The sequence below is a fragment of the Streptomyces pactum genome (genome assembly GCF_016031615.1).
In the GTDB taxonomy this organism is placed as follows: domain Bacteria; phylum Actinomycetota; class Actinomycetes; order Streptomycetales; family Streptomycetaceae; genus Streptomyces; species Streptomyces pactus.
This window is the reverse complement of record NZ_JACYXC010000001.1, coordinates 4,077,149-4,095,086: the sequence shown is the minus strand read 5'-3', so window position 1 is coordinate 4,095,086 and position 17,938 is coordinate 4,077,149. Positions and strand designations below refer to the sequence as shown.

Below are 17,938 nucleotides of genomic sequence, written 5' to 3'. Positions count from 1 at the left end.
GTGCGGGATTCGGCGACGGCGCACGGTGCCACCTTCTGGCGGCTGGGACGACCGCGCTGCGTTATCGAACGTTAATAGAAGCCGGGACGCGATTCCAAGCCGCTGCACCGAATCCGTTGGTCGTGGCCGGGAATCTTTGGGGTGTTCAAGGTCAGAACCGGGCAATTCCCTGAGGGTTGAAGGCGAGCGTGAAACGGGGGCGCGCGTGATCGTGCGCCAATCGTTATCCGGAACGGTCATGGGTGATCACTCTCCGTGCCGGGCGCCGGTCGCCGCGCGGGCCGGACCGGACCCGGCGGCCGTGCCCGGCTGGTGGGACGGGGCGGCCGGGGGGACTTCGGGCGCCGGGGCCGGGGTCCCTCCCGTCCGGGTCTCTCCCGTCCGGTCCCTCCTGCCCGTGTGGGATCAGGCCGGGCCGGAACCGTCCCGGCTCGGGGCGGGACCGTTCCCGGGACCGTTCCCGGGGCCGGTCCGGTTCCGTTCCACCGGGCCGGGTTCTGCCGCCGGCTCCCCGGACTCCCCCGGGCGGTGGACGGCGAGCAGCGCCATGTCGTCCGCCGCCGCTCCCCCGGTGTGCCGGACGACATCGGTGACCAGCGCGTCCAGCAGGGTGTCCGGGTCCGGCCAGGTCCGGTCCCCCAGCCGGCCGGCCGGGTCGTAGAAGACGCCGTGCGCGTCCCGGGCCTCGGTCACCCCGTCGGTGAAGAGCAGCAGCGTGGCCCCCGGCGGGAACGCCAGCTCGTCCGCGCGGTCCGGCCACTCACCCAGCTCGCGCATCCCCAGCGGCATCGCCGGAACGGCCGGCTCGGTGGTCCGGACGCCCCCACCGGGGAGGAACAGCAGCGGTGGCGGGTGCCCGCGGTTGAGCAGCCGGACGGTGGAGGCGCCCGGCGGGATCTCCGCGAGCACCGCGGTGGTGAAGCCCTCCACCTGGTCGAGGTTGGCCCGGCGCCGCCCCTCCCGGTCCAGGGCCCGTTCCAGCCGGCCCGCGAGCCCCTCCAGGTCGGGCTCCTCCTCGGCCGCCTCGCGGAAGGCGCCGAGGACCACCGTGACGGCCTCCACCGCGCCCAGCCCCTTGCCCCGTACGTCCCCCACCACGGCGCGCACCCCGTGCGGCGTCTCCTGCACCGCGTACAGGTCGCCGCCGATGCCCGCATCGGCCTGCGCCGCCTCGTAACGCGCCGCGACCCCCAGCCCGCCGACCACCGCGGGGGGCACCGGGAGCACCGCCCGCTGCACCGCCGCCGCGATGCCGCGTGCCGAGGCGAGCTTCCGGCCGCCGCGGCGGACCACCCGGTTGGTGGCGAGGGCCAGCAGCGCGACGGTGAGGACGGTGACGAACTCGAACAGCGACTCGGTGCGGTCGTGCGGGCCGTCGAACCCGTGGCAGAGCATCAGGACCAGGGCGGTGCCGACCGACGCCGCCGCGGTGAACGCGGTGACGGCGAAGGTGGCGAAGGGGGCCGCGATCAGCGGCGCGGCCGCGAAGAACGGTGCCGCCGACACGTTCCGCGGGGTCAGCAGGTCGAAGACCACCCCGCCCGCGATCAGGGCGGCCGAGAGCCAGCCGGCGAACCTGCGGTTCCGCCGCCGCTCCCGGTCCGCCTCCCGGCCGTTGGCACCGCCGCCCCCGGCGGGCGCCCCGGCCCCGCGGCCGGTCACCGCCGCCGCCCCCACCGCCCCCCGCCGTCCGGTGTCCGCACCGGCTACTCCCGCTCTCCGCCGGCCCGGCCCCGCCGCACCCCGCGACCCCGGGCGGCCCGCGCCCCCGGGCAGTCGGCAGCGGTCCGGCTCAGGTGCTCACCGGCGGTCCGTGCCGCGCGCTCGGCGGCGGTGCGGCGGGCCGGACCCGGCACGCCGGACCGCCGTGCCACCGGGCGGGGCACCTCCACCGGACGGGACACCCCCGGCCGGGGCGCCACCGGCCAGGGCGTCACCGGCCAGGGCGTCACCGGCCGGCGGGACGGCCGTCGCGTTGCCGGTCGGCGGGGCGCCGCCCCCCGTGCTCGCGGACGGCGCGCCACCGGACGGCGGAGCGGCGGCAGCGAGGGCGCCGGCGGGCGCGTCACCGCAGGCCGGGACACCACGGGCCGCGGCCCCGGGGGCGGGAGCAGGGGCGGGAGCGGGAGCAGGGGGCCGGGACGGGAGCGGCGCCCGGGGCAGGAGTGCCGAGGGATACGGGATCCCGCGCCGGGCCGTTGCCGGCGTCACCCGATCGGCGACACCGGCCGGCCGGTGGGGGCAGGCGGACGTCCGGCCCGGGGGCGTGCACCACCGGGCCGGGCACGAGGGACGCCGTTCCGGGCGCCCACGACGGTACGGACCCGCGCCGGCCTCCATCCCCTCAGGCTGGCGGCTGCCCACGGCGCGGGCGAGCCGGTGTCCGCCATGTGGGGCAGGCGGGCGCGCGGCCGAGTGGGTCCCCGGCCGGGCCCGGCGTCAGAGCTCGACGCCGCGGGCCCGGGCGCGCCGGTCCGCCGCCATCTCGGCCGCCCCCTCGTCGAGGTAGACCTCGCAGACCAGCCGTCCGTCGCTGGTCAGGTTGTGCTCCAGCTCCCAGAGGGTGATCTCGTCCCCGCCGGCCAGCAGGAACGCGTGCTCGTAGAAGCGGCACCAGGTGGTGTCCTCGCCGCCCGACCGCCGCCGGGGCTTGGGGGCGAGGGCGATGTCGTGCGCGAACGCCGTCTCCAGCAGCCGCTCGACGTCCTTGCCCGGCCGGTCCTCGTTCTCCGCCCGGCGCAGCACCCGCCGCGCGTGGTCGGCGGAGTTGTCCGCCACGTACGCCCGTACCGTCTCCACCGGCAGCGGGGTACGCAGCACCTCCTCGGGACGGAGGCCCTCCAGGGTGACCTCCGCCCAGCTGGTGCCGCCGGTCCGCAGGTGCGCGCGCCGCTCCGCCCGCAGCAGCGCCTCCTCGTCGGCGTACAGCTCGTGCTGGAGGCCGTCCCCCGGGCCGGCGCTGTGCTGGAGCTCCCACAGCACCACGCTGCTGCCGTCCGGGAGCAGGAAGATGTGCCGGAAGGTGGTGTAACCCCGGGGAGCCGGCGGCTCGTTGCACTGGCGGCAGGAACGCAGCTCGGTCTGGTGCATCAGAGCGTCCCGCAGCCGGATGATGACCGTATCGTCGATCTCGAACCCGTTCTGGGCGCGGGCCAGCAGCCCGTCGAGGTGCTCGGCGGGCGTACCGCCGGACTGTTCGTGCACCATGTCTCTCTCCTCCCGGCCAATCGACTCGCCGCGCCCCCGAAGCGACACCCCGCGACTTACCGTAGCGGTGCCGACACGCGCCGCGTGCACTGTTTCGAGGAAGCCGTCCCGACACGGCCTCTTCACTCAGTCCTGCGCCAGAAGACCCGAATACATCACTCAGCGGACGCATACGATCACCCATTCGGCCAGTTGTTCGCCCCCCGCCGGGAAATCACCGGCCGCGGCCGGGTCCGGCCCGCTTCTCCGCGGCCTCGGCGAGACGGCGGGCTCAAGCGGGGCGCGACAGGGATTCCACCCGCCGTCCGTACCGGCTCCACCGCATATCCGACCGGATCTCGCGGTTCTCCGGTACGGCCGGCCGCCCGCTCGGCGCCGGGCCGGGGCCGGGCGGGGCGGGCGACGGAATTCCGGGCGCGCGCGGTGGCGTTCGCGGCGGACGGCGCGATTCCCGCCGCGGGCGGACATGCATTCCGCCGGGCGGTACGGCGAACGGGAGTGCCCGGCGCGCGCCGGGCCGGCCGCGCACCCTCCCGGCTCCTGGCGCGGGTGCCGGGGCCGGGCCTGGGTCTGGGGGGCCGGGGGACCGGCCGGGCCTGAGGCCGGGGCTGGGGGGCCGGGCCGGCGACGGGGGCCGGGGCTGAGGGCCGAGCCGGCGACGGGGGCCGGGGCCGGGCGGGGATGTGCCGTGCCCGGACCCGGCGGCCACGGCGGTCCCCCACGCCGGTGTGCGTTCCCGTACGCCGCCGCGGCGCGGGACGCGACCAGTCCGGCCCGCCGGTACCCGCCCCGGCGCATCGCGACCCTTGCGTCCGGCCCGCCGGTACCCGCCCCGGCGCATCGCGACCCCCGCGACCGGTCCACCGGCACCCGCCCCGTCGCCGGCCGGCCTGGCCCGGCGGGCATCGGCCATCGCACCGGCCCACCGAGCCGACCCACCGCACCGGCCCACCGCGCATCGGCTCAGCGCCTCGGTGACTCAGCGCACCGGTTCGCCCGGCAGCGGCCCGGCGGCTCCTTCCAGGTGCGCGGCGTCGTCGAACCGGAGCAGGCTCCAGCCGGTGTCGGAGCGGACGAACTCGTTGACGGACGTGGCGGCCGGGGAGGCGTCGGTGAAGAGGACCGGCGGGGCGACGTCCAGCAGCCCGGAGGTGGCGGCGACGATGAGGCCGGCGTGGCAGACCACCAGGACGGTGCCGCCCGGGTACCGGTCGGCCAGCTCGCCCATCACCCGGCCGGCCCGGCCGCGGAACCCGGACCAGCTCTCGCCGCCGGGGGCGAAGGGCCGGTCGGGCTCGGCGGTCATGTCGAAGGTGCCGTGGCGGCGGCCGTACTCGTCGATCGACAGGCCGTCCGCCGCGCCGAAGTCCAGTTCCCGCACCTCGGGCTCGACCACCGGTTCCGGCAGGCCGAGGCCGGCCGCGAGGACGGTGGCGGTCTCCCGGGCCCGGCGGACCGGGCTGGTCAGCAGGGCGTCCGGGCGCAGCCGTTCGGCGGCCAGCCGGGCGGCCAGGCGTCCGGCCTGTTCACGGCCGTGTTCCGTGAGGCCCTCGCAGGTCGCGGCGCCGGCCACGACCTTCCGGACACTGGCGTGGGACTGGGCGTGCCGCACCAGCAGCACGCGCGTGAGGGGTTGTTCTCCGTACGCCATCAGCGTCATGGTCCTTGGGCTCGGCCTGCGGGCAGCCGCACGCAGGTCAGTTGAGATCCCACCCGCCGTCCACGGTCAGACTCTGGCCCGTGATGAATCCGGCCTCCGGGGAAACCAGAAAGGCCACCGCCGCCGCGACATCTTCCGGGCGCCCGTGGCGTTTGATGCACTGCCGCGCGAACTCGCGCTGCCGCCAGGTGGGATAATCCGGGTGGCGCCTTTGTTCCACACTCAGCTCGATCGACCCTGGTCGAACGGCATTCACTGTAATGCCGTGCGGCCCGAGTTCGCGAGCCAGCGCACGAACGAGTGACTCCAGTCCACCCTTCGCGGCAATGTACGGCGCGAGTTCCACCCGTCCGAGTTGGGTGAGAACCGTGGAAATCGCGACGATGCGGCCCATTCCGCGTGCCACCAAATGCGGGGTTGCGGCGTGTATGCACGCGATATGCGCCAGCAGATTGACTTCCACGGCCGCCCGGATGTCCTCCCAGGAGGTTTCCGGCCAGGGCACGTAACGGTAGGCGCCCGCGTTGCACACCAGGACGTCGAGGTGTTCGGCGTGTTCGGCCATCCGCGCTTCGAGCCGGTCCACGGTCCGCCGGTCGGTGAGGTCACCGGGGACGGTGGCCAGCACCCGGGCGCCGGCCGCCGCGGCCCGCCCGGCGGTCTCGGCGAGCGCGTCGTCCTCGGTCAGATGGGTCAGTACCAGGTCATGGGTGGCGGCCAGCCGCAGCGCGACGGCGGCGCCCAGTCCCGACCCCGCCCCGGTGACCACGGCGACGGCTCGGCGAGACGACATGACATCCCCTCTCGGTGGGACTCCCCCGTCCGCGATGTGCACTTTCGCTGTGGCGCTGTCCTTTTCGGTGGCGCTCCTCGGCATTCGCCCTCTTCGGTCCGCCGCTGCGGCCCGTCCGATCATGCCATCGGGTGCGGGCCGCCCACCCCCGCGATCCAGCCAATCCGCCAACGGTCACTATCGGACAGCAACGCCCTGCGGCAATCTGTGGTCCGGGAATATGCCGTCGAAGCCGGAGGTTCTCAGTGGGTGCCAACGATGCCGACCGCCCGACGAATGCCGAGTCCCTTGACGGCATAAAAAGCGTCATCGCCGGCGGAGTGAGCAGCAGCATGCGCGCCGCGGCGGTTCCATTGCCGCTGGTCGTACGGAGCGCCGGCGGTTGCCTGCTCCGCGACGTGGAGGACGGCGAGATCATCGACCTCAACATGGGGTACGGGCCCCATCTGTTCGGCTACGCCGACCGGGAGGTCCTCGACGCGGTGGCCGACCAGTTCGCCAAGGGCCACATGACCGGACTGCCGCACGAGCTGGACGCCCGGGCCGGCGCGCTCATCGCCGAGCTGGTGCCGGGTGTGGAGCAGGTCAGGTTCGCCAACTCCGGTACCGAGGCCGTGGCGTCCGCGCTGCGGCTGGCCCGCGCCACCACCGGCCGCACCCTGGTCGTCACCTTCGAGGGCCACTACCACGGCTGGAGCGAAACGGTCCTGCGGGCCGGCAAGACCGCGCTGCACATGGAGGGCACCCGGCCCACCGACGTCGTCCCCGGCGCGCTGGGGATGATCCCGGAGGCGCTCGCCCACACCGTGCAGCTCGGCTGGAACGACCCGGACGCGCTGCGGGAGCTGTTCGCCCGGGACGGCGACCGGATCGCGGCGGTCATCGTGGAGCCGGTGCTGGCCAACGCCGGGGTGATCCCGCCGGCGCCCGGCTTCCTCCAGCTGCTGCGGGAGCTGACCGGGCGCAGCGGCGCGATGCTCGTCTTCGACGAGGTGATCACCGGCTTCCGGGTGGCCCGCGGCGGGGCACAGGAACGGTACGGCGTCGAGCCCGACCTGACCGTGCTCTCCAAGGTGATGGGCGGCGGTTTCCCGGTGGCCGCGTTCGGCGGGCGCCGGCACGCCATGCGGATGCTGGCCAGCAACGAGGCGCACCACGCGGGCGTCTACGCGGGCAACCACGCCGCGCTGCGGGCGGTGGTCGCCATGCTCGGCAAGATACGTTCCCTGCCCGATCTGTACGAACGGCTGGAGGACACCGGGCAGTACATGGAGGACACCGTGCGCGAGGTGTTCGCCACCGAGAAGCGGCCGGTGCACATCAACCGGGTCGGCACCCTGATGTCGGTGGCCCTCCTGAAGGGGTCGGCCGAGCCCTCCGCCGAACCCCGTGACCTGCGGCAGCTCGCCGCGCTCGTCGACTTCCCCCGGCACCGCCGCCTCCAGACGCTGGCGCAGAAGGAGGGCGTGTACTTCCACCCCAACGCGCTGGAGCCGTGGTTCCTGAGCACCGCGCACACCCGCGACGTCATCGACAAGGTCGCCGGGGCGCTGCAGCGGTCCCTGGTCGGACTCGGATGACCTCCGCCCGCGCGGAGCTGCTCGCCCGGCTCCGGGACCGGGCCGCCCGGCTCGGTGACGCCCCGCTGGTGGTGGCGGGCGACACCGTCACCGGCGCCCGGGAGCTGCTGGCCCGGACCGAGGCCAAGGTCCGGGCCCTCGGCGAGCTGGGCGTGGGGCCGGGCGCCCTGGTGGGCACCGTGGCCGGACCGCCGGCCGAGTTCATCAGCGATGTGTTCGCGATCATCGAGGCCGGCGGGGTGGCCGTCCCGCTCTCCCGCAAGCTCACCCGGTGGGAGCTGGACCGGCTCCAGGAGGGCTGCCCGCTCGACTTCCTGGCCGCGCCGCCCGAATCGCCGCTCACCCTCGCCGGCCCGGTCACCGGGTGCGGGGACCGGGCGCTGAGCCGGGGGCCGGGGCGTATCCGGCCGGCGTTCGCCGAGGCCGCCACCGCGCAGCTCACCTCGGGCACCACCGGCCGGCCGCGGGTGGCGCTGCGCCCGGCCGCCGCCCTGCTCGCGGAGGCGGACCACTACCGTGACGCGCTGCGGCTGACCCCCAGGACCACGCTGCTGTGCCCGGTGCCGCTCCAGCACGCCTACGGGTTCGGGCTGTGCGCGCTGGCCGCCCCGCTGGCCGGCGCGCCGGTCCGCCAGCTGCCGCCGGACCGGCCGCGGATGCTGCTGCGGGAGCTGGCCGCCGGGGACGTGGCGCTCTTCGTCGGGGTGCCGCCGATGCTGCGGCTGCTGGCGAAGTCGGCCCGCGGCCCGGTGCCCGCCGGGCGCCCGGTCGGGTTCCTCTCCGCCGGGATGGCGCTGGACGCGCACACCGCCGAACAGGTCGCGGTGCGGCTCGGCGGGAACGTCGGCGAGGTGTACGGGACCACCGAGACCGGGCCGATCTGTGTCCGGGCCCCCCGGCCGTGGCGGCCGGGCCTGCGGCGGCCCGGCGTACCGCTGCCCGGGGTGAAGGTCACCCTGGCGCCGGTTCCGGGGGACGCGCCGGAGGCCGGGGCCGGAACGGGGTCCGGGGACGCGACGAGGGCCGATGCGACGGGGCCCCGGGACGCGACGGGGCCCGGAGCCGGGCCCGGGGCCGGGACGGGGCTGGTGACCGTGGAGTCGCCGTCGATGATGCTCGGTTACGCGGACGGGGACGCGGTCGACACCGGCCCGTCGCGCGGCGGGTTCACCACCGGTGACCTGGCCCGGTGGGAGGGGGACGACCTGGTCCTGGCCGGGCGGCTGTCCACCTGCATCAACGTCGCCGGCGCGAAGGTCAGTCCGGAGGAGGTGGAGGCGGTCCTGCTCGCCTGGCCGGAGGTCGCCTCCTGCCTGGTGACCGGCGTACCGGATCCGGTCCTGGGGCAGCGCGTCAGCGCCACGGTGACCCCGGAGACGGTGGACCTCGCCGCGCTGGACCGCTTCTGCCGGGAGCGTCTGTCGGACTCCCGGACCCCCCACACCTTCGCCGCCGTGGCGGAACTGCCGACGACCGAGACCGGGAAGGTCATCAGGCCGCGGAACGATCAGTGAGGACATCGGAAGAGTGAGAACACCGGGCATTTTCCTGGCAGCGACCGGGGCGTACCTCCCCGAGCGGACCAGCGTGGAGGACGCGGTGCGGCGCGGCTGGTACGAGCGGGAACGGATGGAGTCCTGCGGCTGGCGGAACGTCGCCGTGGCCGACGGGATATCGGCACCGGACATGGCCGTGGCCGCGGTGCGGCAGGCGGTGGCACGCTCCGGCCTGAGCCGGGACGACATCGACCTGCTGGTGCACTCGTGCGCCTACCACCAGGGGCCGGACGGCTGGTCGGCCCCGCACTACATCCTCCGCGCCACCCTGGGCACCCCGGTCCCGGCGCTCACCGTGGAACAGGGGTGCAACGCGTTCCTGGCCGCGCTGGAGATGGCCACCCAGTACCTGCTGTGCGCGCCGACGCGCAGCGGTGCCGTGGTGAGCGCCGCCGACAACTTCGGGGCCCCGTCGGTGGACCGCTGGCACGCGCACCGGGACTCGGTGCTCGCCGACGCGGGCGCCGCGGTGGTGCTCTCCAAGCGGTCCGGCTGGGCGGAGCTGCGGGCGGTGGAGTCGGTCTCGCTGCCGCAGTTCGAGATCCTCAACCGCGGGCACGCCCCGATCTTCCCGCCGGCGCTCACCCTCGGGAAGAAGCTCGACATGAACGAGCACCTGGAGGCGATGGTCGCGGAACTGGGCCCCCGGGCGTCGGAGATCGTCGAGGAGTACGGCGCGAGCGGCACCAAGCTGGTGGAGCAGGTGGCGAGCGAGGCCGGGATCACCGTGCCGGACCTGTCCCACGTGCTCCACCTGGGGGCGGCCACCACCGACTTCCTCGACAGCCACCTGCGGCCGATGGGCCTGGACGCCTCGCTCGGGTCGGTGGAGTTCTTCCGCGACGTGGGCCACGCGGGCGCCGCCGACGTCGGCATCCACCTCGACCACCTGGCCTGCTCCGGGCGGCTGGCCGCGGGCGACCACCTGCTGATGCTCAGCGCCGGCCCGGGACTGATGATCACCGCCGCGGTGGTGACGGTGCTGGAGACGCCCGCGTCCCACACGGCGGCACCGGCGGACGACGAGGGGAGCGGCGCGTGGTGAGCGCGGCCAAGGACGGGCACCGGTCGGAGGCGGACGGCAGCCGGCAGGTGCCGGAGGGTACGGCCGGCGCCGGGCAGGTCACGTACGGCACGGACGGTACGGACAGGGCGGCCGGCACCCGGCAGGTCACGCACGGCACGGACGGCGCGGCCGGCACCCGGCCGGCAGCGCACGGCGCCGACGAGCCCGTCGCGATCATCGGGATGAGCTGCCGGTTCCCCGGCGGCGCGGACTCCCCCGACGCCTTCTGGGAGCTGCTGGCGCAGGGCCGGGACGGCATCCGGGACGGTTCCGCGCGGTGGGCGGCGTACGCGGCGGCGGGACACGAGCACGCCGCGGTGGTGCGCCGGACCACCGGGTTCGGCGGCTTCCTCGACGACATCGCCGGGTTCGACGCCGAGTTCTTCGGCATCTCGCCGCGCGAGGCGGAGCTGATGGACCCGCAGCAGCGGCTGCTGCTGGAGCTGGCCTGGGAGGCGCTGGAGCACGCGGGGCTGCCGCCGCTGGAGCTGGCCGGCGGCGACTGCGGGGTCTTCGTGGGCGTCGGGTCGGACGACTACGGGCGCCGGCTGCTGGAGGACCTGCCCCGGATCGAGCCGTGGACCGGCATCGGCGCCTCGATGTGCGCCACCGCGAACCGCGTCTCGCACAGCCTGGACCTGCGCGGTCCCAGCCTGGCGGTGGACACCGCCTGCTCGGCGTCGCTGGTCGCCGTGCACCTGGCGTGCCGGAGCCTGCTGGCCGGGGAGTCGGAGGTGGCGCTGGCCGCGGGGGTCAACCTCATGGTGGCCCCCGGGCTGTCGGTGACCCTGGACCGGGCGGGCGCCACCTCCCCGGACGGCCGCAGCAAGCCGTTCGACGCGGCGGCCGACGGCTACGGCCGCGGTGAGGGCGCGGGCGTGGTGGTGCTGAAGCGGCTGGCGGACGCGGAGCGGGCGGGTGACCCGGTGCTGGCCGTCATCCGCGGCACCGGGGTGAGCCAGGACGGCCGTACCGACGGGATCATGGCGCCCAGCGGCGAGGCCCAGGCGGACCTGCTGCGGCGGACGTACCGGCGGTGCGGCATCGCGCCCGGCACGGTCGACTACGTGGAGGCGCACGGGACCGGCACGGTGGCCGGCGACCCGCTGGAGGCGGGGGCGCTCGGCGCGGTGTTCGGCGCGGGCCGGCCCGCGGACCGGCCCTGTCTGATCGGCTCGGTGAAGGGCAACATCGGTCACCTGGAGGCGGGTTCCGGGATCGCCGGGGTGATCAAGACGGTGCTCGCCCTGGGCCGGGAGGAGATCCCGCCCAGCGTCCACTTCTCCGCCCCCAACCCCCGTATCCCGTGGGAGACCGCGCGGCTGCGGGTGGCCACCGGACGCACCCCCTGGCCGCGCGGCGACGGGCCCCCGCCGGGCGGGCGTGTCCAGCTTCGGTTACGGCGGCACCATCGCCCATGTCGTCCTGGAGGAGGCCCCTGGCCCCCGCCCCGGGACGCGCCCCCGCCCCGGAGCCGGCCGTCGGCGCGGAAGGGGCCGTCGGCACGGAACGGGCCGTCGTCACGGAACCGGCTCCCGCCGCGGGACCGGCTCCCGCCGCGGGACCGGCCGCGGCCTCCGGACCGGCCGCCGCCCCGGAGGCCGCGGGCGCCGAGGCCGGGCCACCGTCCCTGCTCTTCCCGCTCTCCGCCCGGTCGCGGGAGGCGGTGCGGGCGGACGCCGCCCGGCTCGCCGACTGGCTGGACGGGCCCGGCGCCGGCGCCGCGCCGGCCTCGCTCGCGCACACCCTCGGGGTCCGGCGCAGCCATCTGGAGCACCGGGTCGCGGTGGTCGCCCGGGACCGCGCGGAACTCGCCGCCCGGCTGCGCCACGTCGCCGCCGGCGAGGCCGCGCCCGGGGTCACCGAGGGCACGGTGGTGGAGGGCGCGGGGACCGGCGTGGTGTGGGTGTTCTCCGGCACCGGTGCCCAGTGGCCCGGCATGGGCCGCGAACTGCTCGCCACCGAGCCCGCGTTCGCCGCCGTGATCGACCGGATCGACCCGGTCTACGCCGCGGAGATCGGCACCACCGCGCGCCGGATGATCCAGGAGGGGGACGTCTCCCGGGTGGACGTGGCCCAGGCCATGATCTTCGCGGTGCAGGCGGGGCTGACCGCCGTCTGGACGTCGCTCGGCGTCCGGCCGGCGGCCGTGGTGGGCCACTCGCTGGGCGAGATCGCCGCCGCGGTGGCCGCCGGGGTGCTCTCCGTGGAGGACGGGGCGCGGCTGGTCTGCCGCCGCAGCGTGCTGCTGCGTCGGGTGGCCGGCGCGGGCGGCATGCTGCTGGTGGGGCTCTCCGCCGAGGAGGCCACCGACCGTCTCGGCACGGCGGACGACGTGGTGCCGGCCGTCCTCGCCTCACCCACCAGCACGGTGCTCTCCGGCCCGGTGGCCCGGATCGACGCCCTGGCCCGCGAGTGGTCGGCGGACCCGGAGCTGCTGGTGCGGCGGGTGGACAGCGAGGTGGCGTTCCACAGCCCGCAGATGGACCCGCTGCTCGACGAACTGGCCCGGGCGGCGGCCCCGCTGACCGTCCACCCGCCGGCCGTGCCGATCTACGGCACCGCGCTGGCCGACCCGCGCGACCCGGCCCCGCGGGGCGGCGCCTACTGGGCGGCGAACCTGCGCAACCCGGTCCGGCTGGCCGGCGCGGTCGCCGCGGCGGCCGAGGACGGCTTCCGCGCCTTCCTGGAGATCTCGGCCCACCCGGTGGTGGGCCACTCGGTGCAGGAGACGCTCGACGCGGCCGGCGCCGCCGGCCACTGTGTCGCCGGCAGCCTCCGCCGGGACGCCGGGGGCCGGGACCAGCTGCTGCTCAACGCCGGTCTGCTGTACTGCCACGGCGCCGCGCCGGACCGGGCCGCGTTCCCGGACGGGGAGCTGCTGGCGCTGCCGCCCCGGACCTGGCGGCGCCGCACGTACTGGCGCGACCTGCCGGCCCGGCGGGAGGACCGGGGGCGGCACGACCCGGCCGGCCGGACCCTGCTGGGGCCGCGCACCGTCCTGGCCGGGGCGACCCCGCTGCACCTGTGGCGGACCCGGGTGGACATGGAGACCCGGCCCTACCCCGGGCACCACACCATCCAGGGCACCGAGATCGTGCCGGCGGCGGTGGTGCTCCAGACGTTCCTGGACGCCACCGGAACCGGCCCGGGCCCGCGGGGCCTGACCGGGGTGGACTTCGCCCTGCCGCTGACCCTGGAGCCGGCCCGGGACATCGACGTCACCGCGCAGGACGGGGTGGTGCGGCTGCTGTCCCGGCCGGCCGCGACCGGCACCGACAGCGACACCGGCCGCGGACCGGAGGGCGGCGGGTCGGACGCCGGCCCGGACGGCGGGGAGCGGGAGTGGCTGACGCACGCCTCGGCGTCGGCGGCCGAGGACCTGACACCGCCGGACGCGGCGCCGCCGGCCGGCGGGCCGGGCACGGTTCTGCCGCCCGACCGGGCGCACGCCGACCTGGCCGCGGTCGGCGTACCGACCATGGCCTTCCCCTGGGAGGTGACCCGGCTGGAGCGGCTGCCGGACGGGCTGCGCGCCGAGGTGACCGCCGCCGACGGGCCGGAGGGGACACCGGACGGCTGGGCCCCGCTGCTGGACGCCGCGCTCTCCGTCGCCGCGGTCGCCTTCCCCGGCACCCCGGCGCTGCGGGTCGTGGCCGGGGTGTCCCGGGTGTGGACGGCGGGCGGTGCGCCGGACCGCGCCCGGATCGAGGCGCGGGTGACCGGCCCGGTCACCGAGGCCGCCGGCACGGTGGACGTGACCCTGGTGGCCGCGGACGGGCGGACCGTCGCGGTGCTGGCCGGGGTCCGGTACGCGGGGGCGGCGGCAGACCAGCCCCGGGCCGCCGAGCCGGAGGAGCTGCTGTACGCGACCGAGTGGCACCCGCTCACCGTGGACCCCGCCGACCTGCCGCTGCCGCCCCGGCCGCTGGTGCTGGTCGGCCCCGCCGAGGGGCCGGGCCCGGCGCTGCGGGCGCGGTGCACGGAGACCGGCCGGCGGGTGGCGCTACTGGCCGACCCGGACGGGCTGGACCCGCTGCTCGACCGGGCCGGCGGCCCGGTGGACGTGCTGGTGCTGCCCGTCGCGGCGGAACCGGCGGAACCGGCCGCGGACCGCGCGGTACGGGAGGCGTGGCTGCTGGCCCGCACCGCGCGGCGGCTCGCCGCCCGGCCGCCCGGACAGGCCCGGCTGTGGTCGCTGACCGTGGGCGTCCGGGAGGCGGCCGGCGCCGACTCGGTGGCCCAGGCGGCCCGCTGGGGGCTGGGCCGGATCATCGGCGGGGAGCACCCCGACCTGTGGGGCGGCACCCTCGACCTGGCCCCCGACCACACCGCCGCGGACCTGGCCACCGCGCTGGACGTGTCGGCCGCGGGCCCCGGCGAGGACGTGGTGGCGGTCCGCGGCGGCCGGGCCGAGGCCAACCGGCTGGTGCGCTGCGCCGCGCCGCCGGCCCGCCCGCCGCTGCGGTGCCGGGCCGACGGCAGCTACCTGATCACCGGTGGACTGGGCGGACTGGGCGGCGAGATCGCCCGCCGGCTGGTGGAGCTGGGCGCCCGCCGGCTGGTGCTCGCCGGGCGCTCCGCGCTGCCGCCGCGCTCGGCGTGGGACACGGTCACCGATCCGGAACAGGCCCGCCGGATCGCGACCGTCCGCCGGCTGGAGGCGCTCGGCGCCACGGTGCGGGTGGTCGCCCTGGACATCGCCGACGCCGGGGCGGCGGCCGCCGCCCTGGACCCGGACGCCCTGGACCTGCCGCCGATCCGCGGCGTGGTGCACGCGGCCGGCGTGACCGACGACCGGCTGGTGGAGCAGCTCGACCGGGACGCCCTCGCCGCGGTGATCCGCCCCAAGGCCGCCGGGGCGTTCACCCTGCACCGGCTCTTCCCGCCCGGCAGCCTCGACTTCGTGGTGCACTTCTCGTCCTGCGGCCAGCTGCTCGGACTCACCGGGCAGGGCGCCTACGCGGCGGCCAACGCGTTCCTGGACGCGGTGGCCGGATACGAGCGGGCCGCCGGGTCGGCCGGCAGCATGAGCCTGGCGTGGACCTCGTGGCGCGGGATCGGCCTCGCCGACAACGCGGCGGTGGACGCCGAACTCGCCGCCCACGGGGTCGGGGACGTCACGGTGCCGGAGGCGCTGGCCGCCTGGGACCACGCCGCCCGGCTCGGCCTGCCCTCGCTGGCGGTCCTGCGGACCGTGCCGCTGCCGGAGGGCACCCGCCGCACCGGCCTGCTGCGGGACGTCACCGACCCCGAGCCGGCCACCCCGGCACCCGGCGGGGCGGCGGCGGGCGCGGGGATCGACGGGCTGTCCGGGGAGGAGCTCCGGGCAGCGCTGCGGGAGCGGACCGCCGCCCTGATCGTCGGGGAGATGCGGTGGGACCCGGCCGGACTGGACCCGGACCGGTCGCTGCTGAAGATGGGCATGGACTCGGTCATGGCGATCGTCATCCGGCGGAAGCTGGAGCAACTGCTGGGCCGCAAACTCCCGGCCAACCTCGTCTGGCACCAGCAGACGGTGTCCAACATCGTGGACTACCTGGTCACCACGTCCCGCCCCTGACCCGGTCCCGACCCGCCCGGTCTCCGGTCCGGCCCCCGACCCACGGGGGCCGGATTGGAGCCGCACCTCGCCCCGCCGGGCGGAATCCCTTGCTGGGGCCGGGCCCCGTTCGATGAGGGCCCGCCGGGCCCGGATCTCGCGCCGCCGGGCCGGCCACCCGTCAACGGCGGCCGGACCGGTAGCGGACGGGACCGCGGTGTGCCGGGCCCTGCCCCACCGGAGCCAGGCCCCTCGCCTGCCGAGGCTCCCGGCCCGGGGGCGACCGGCTCCCGCTCGGCCGCGCTTGCCCCACCCGGCCCCCGAATGTCCCGCTCCCGGCCCGCCCAGCCCCGTCCGGACCCGCTCGACGGAGGCAGGCCGGGCCCGGACCTCGCACCGCCGGACCGGGCCCCACCTGCCCGGGCCGGGCACCCGCCCCTGTCCGGCCGGGGGCAGGGCGTTCCCGGTCAGGGGCCGGGGCCGGGCCGGAGCGGCCTGCCCGGGGCCGGGGCCCGGGGTGACCGGTCCGGCGCGGCCCGTCCGGCTGCCGGCGTCAACCAGCCCGCGTGGCCCGCGCGTTCGGCGGCCCCGCGCGTTCCGCCGGCCCGCCCCAGCGGCACGCATGCGGCGGCCCGCACGTTCCGTCGGCCCGCTTGGGCGACCCGCTTCCCGCGCCGGCCCCGCGGAACCCACCACTGCAGGGTCGCGGGTTGCCCCGACGGCACGGCCGGAGGCGTCATCGGGCGATCGGGCCCGGACCGCCGTCCCCAGTCGTCTCCGCCACCCGGGGTACCGAGGGAGCGGTGGACGGCCCCTCACCCCGGGCCGGTGACACGCACCGCCCGGTCACCACGCCCGGCCGGCCGGGTCACCGGGCCGGTCCGGCGGAGTCACCGGGAGGTCCGGCGGAGTCACCGAAAGGCTCGGCCGAACCGCCGCCGGGGGCGTCGGTGGCGGACGGCGGCCCGGGGGCCGGCAAGTCATGGAGCCGGGGCCGGCAGGACGGCCACCGCCCAGGCCAGTTCGCGGCCGGTCCGGACCCGGACCCGGGCCCGCTCCCGGCCGGCGCGGGCCACCAGCCACGTCCCGGAACCGGTGGACGCCCCGCGGGACGGCGACGCGCCGGACGCCGGGTCCGACGTACCGCACACGGCGCCGGGAGGCTCCGGCCCCGGGTCCGGCCGCTCCAGCCGGATCCGCCAGAACATCCGCGTCGCCCGCTCCCCGCCCGCCGAGAACGCCTTGAACGCCGCCTCCTTGGCGACGAAGAGGCCGCGCAGGGTGGTCTCGTCGGCGGGCGTCCACAGCGCCGCGCGCTCCTCCTCGCCGAGCAGGATGCGGTGCAGGCGGCCGGGCACCGGGTCGGTCTCCAGGTCCACCCCGATCCCCCGCACCTCCCCGGCCCGGCACACCACCGCCACGGCCAGCCGCCGGGTGTGGGTGATGGAGCCGGTGAAACCGGGCGGGAAGCACGGCGCCCCGTCACCCCGCCGGCCCACCGTCAGCCGGGTGCTGCCGGCCCGGCGCAGCGCGTCGGCCGCCGCCGCACGGCCGGCCAGGTGCTGCTCCCGGGGCCCGTACGGCGCGGCGACGGCCGCGGTGGCGAAGAGGATCACGGCGACCTCCGGCTCACGGTCACGGGGCCTCCCGACCGCGCGGCCCGGGGGACCCGAGGGGCCGGACGCGGTATGTCTGAGAGGGGTGGTGGGCGGATACCATCGCGGCGTGCTGCGCGACCGGGACCAGTCGAACAGATGGAGCGGTCCGGCGGAAGGGCCGCCGCTGCCGCTGAGTTGCCGGGTCACCGGCGAGCCGGACGGGAAGCCGGTGGTGCTGCTGCACGCCCTCGGCAACACCGGCCGGGACTGGGCCCCGCTGATCACCGCGCTGGCCCCGCTGGGCCGTCGGCTCTACGTACCGGATCTGCGCGGACACGGCGCCAGCCCCCGGTCCGAGCGCTACACCTTCGAGCTGATGTACCGGGACGTCGTCGCCCTGCTCGACCGGTACCGGCTGGACACCGTGGACCTGGTGGGGCACTCGATGGGCGGGCACATCGGCTGGCTGATCGCCCAGCGGCAGCCCGCCCGGGTGCGCCGGCTGGTGATCGAGGACACGCCCCCGCCGCCCCGGGACGCGGCGGCCGAGGAGGAGATGCGCCTGCGGTCGGCGCGGGAGGACGACCGGGCCCCGGTCATCTCGCTCTACCAGGAGTTCCGCGACCTGCGCCGGTCCGGCGGGCTGGACAGCGCCGCGGTACGGCCGATCATCGACGAGCTGCGGCGGGCCGACCCCGGCTGGTGGCGGCGGCTGGCGGAGGTCACCGCCGAGACGCTGGTGATCAGCGGCGGCCTCTCCAGCCCGGTGCCCCGGTCGCTGCTGGCCGAGGTCGCCGGCCGGGTCCCGCACGGCCGGCTGCTGGCCATCGACGCCGGGCACTATGTGCACCGTACCGAGCCGGAACGGTTCTGCGCCGAGGTCGTACGGTTCCTGAGCTGACCGTCCGGCCCGTGCGGCCGGCCCCCGGTACCGCG

At 77.0% G+C, this 17,938-nt stretch carries 10 protein-coding genes and 1 pseudogene; 6 read left to right on the top strand and 5 right to left on the bottom strand.

All coding sequences use genetic code 11. The features are described 5' to 3' along the window. Positions 1-405 precede the first annotated feature (405 nt). The 4 genes from IHE55_RS16270 to IHE55_RS16255 all read right to left on the bottom strand — a co-directional run bounded on the left by IHE55_RS16270 (position 406) and on the right by IHE55_RS16255 (position 5,660). Positions 406-1,662: a PP2C family protein-serine/threonine phosphatase gene (locus tag IHE55_RS16270; protein WP_197989686.1), complete on the bottom strand. Its 1,257-nt coding sequence runs from the start codon at positions 1,660-1,662 to the stop codon at positions 406-408. Between the two features lie 777 nt (positions 1,663-2,439). After that, positions 2,440-3,207 (bottom strand): DUF6227 family protein, encoded by a 768-nt coding sequence (locus tag IHE55_RS16265; RefSeq protein ID WP_197989685.1) that lies wholly within the window; start codon positions 3,205-3,207, stop codon positions 2,440-2,442. A 979-nt stretch (positions 3,208-4,186) separates the two neighbouring features. Next, the gene (locus IHE55_RS16260) at positions 4,187-4,858 is read right to left on the bottom strand and encodes a histidine phosphatase family protein (RefSeq protein ID WP_197989684.1); all 672 of its coding nucleotides are present in this window, start codon (positions 4,856-4,858) and stop codon (positions 4,187-4,189) included. A gap of 46 nt (positions 4,859-4,904) precedes the next feature. Continuing rightward, complete coding sequence (locus IHE55_RS16255) at positions 4,905-5,660, bottom strand: SDR family NAD(P)-dependent oxidoreductase (RefSeq protein WP_197989683.1); 756 nt, start codon at positions 5,658-5,660, stop codon at positions 4,905-4,907. Positions 5,661-5,980: 320 nt separating this feature from the next. Between IHE55_RS16255 and IHE55_RS16250 the strand changes: the two genes are divergently transcribed. From IHE55_RS16250 to IHE55_RS16230, 5 genes and pseudogenes are all read left to right on the top strand, one after another. Then, a complete protein-coding gene (locus IHE55_RS16250) occupies positions 5,981-7,240 on the top strand; it encodes an aspartate aminotransferase family protein (protein WP_197989682.1) in 1,260 nt (419 codons plus the stop codon). Beyond that, positions 7,237-8,754, top strand: a complete 1,518-nt coding sequence (locus tag IHE55_RS16245; protein ID WP_197989681.1) for a class I adenylate-forming enzyme family protein — start codon at positions 7,237-7,239, stop codon at positions 8,752-8,754. The genes IHE55_RS16250 and IHE55_RS16245 overlap by 4 nt, the downstream gene beginning before the upstream one ends. Before the next feature lie 13 nt (positions 8,755-8,767). Beyond that, complete coding sequence (locus IHE55_RS16240; protein WP_197989680.1) at positions 8,768-9,841, top strand: ketoacyl-ACP synthase III family protein; 1,074 nt, start codon at positions 8,768-8,770, stop codon at positions 9,839-9,841. 203 nt (positions 9,842-10,044) lie between these two features. Beyond that, positions 10,045-11,085, top strand: a pseudogene (locus tag IHE55_RS33140) (beta-ketoacyl [acyl carrier protein] synthase domain-containing protein); the annotation flags it as partial. A 443-nt stretch (positions 11,086-11,528) separates the two neighbouring features. Beyond that, the gene (locus tag IHE55_RS16230; RefSeq protein ID WP_372442686.1) at positions 11,529-15,425 is read left to right on the top strand and encodes an SDR family NAD(P)-dependent oxidoreductase; all 3,897 of its coding nucleotides are present in this window, start codon (positions 11,529-11,531) and stop codon (positions 15,423-15,425) included. 959 nt (positions 15,426-16,384) lie between these two features. On the opposite strand, the gene IHE55_RS16225 is transcribed toward IHE55_RS16230, so the two are convergent. After that, the gene (locus IHE55_RS16225; RefSeq protein ID WP_197989677.1) at positions 16,385-17,020 is read right to left on the bottom strand and encodes a 4'-phosphopantetheinyl transferase superfamily protein; all 636 of its coding nucleotides are present in this window, start codon (positions 17,018-17,020) and stop codon (positions 16,385-16,387) included. Positions 17,021-17,129: 109 nt separating this feature from the next. Here IHE55_RS16225 and IHE55_RS16220 point away from each other — a divergent pair, with 109 nt between their 5' ends. Then, positions 17,130-17,903 (top strand): alpha/beta fold hydrolase, encoded by a 774-nt coding sequence (locus tag IHE55_RS16220; protein ID WP_307826690.1) that lies wholly within the window; start codon positions 17,130-17,132, stop codon positions 17,901-17,903. Positions 17,904-17,938: the final 35 nt, after the last annotated feature.

Bases quoted from the DNA above. Each gene is read 5' to 3' on its own strand.
- IHE55_RS16265 (WP_197989685.1), bottom strand. From the start codon at position 3,207: ATGGTGCACGAACAGTCCGGCGGTACGCCCGCCGAGCACCTCGACGGG.
- IHE55_RS16260 (WP_197989684.1), bottom strand. From the start codon at position 4,858: ATGGCGTACGGAGAACAACCCCTCACGCGCGTGCTGCTGGTGCGGCAC.
- IHE55_RS16255 (WP_197989683.1), bottom strand. From the start codon at position 5,660: ATGTCGTCTCGCCGAGCCGTCGCCGTGGTCACCGGGGCGGGGTCGGGA.
- IHE55_RS16245 (WP_197989681.1), top strand. From the start codon at position 7,237: ATGACCTCCGCCCGCGCGGAGCTGCTCGCCCGGCTCCGGGACCGGGCC.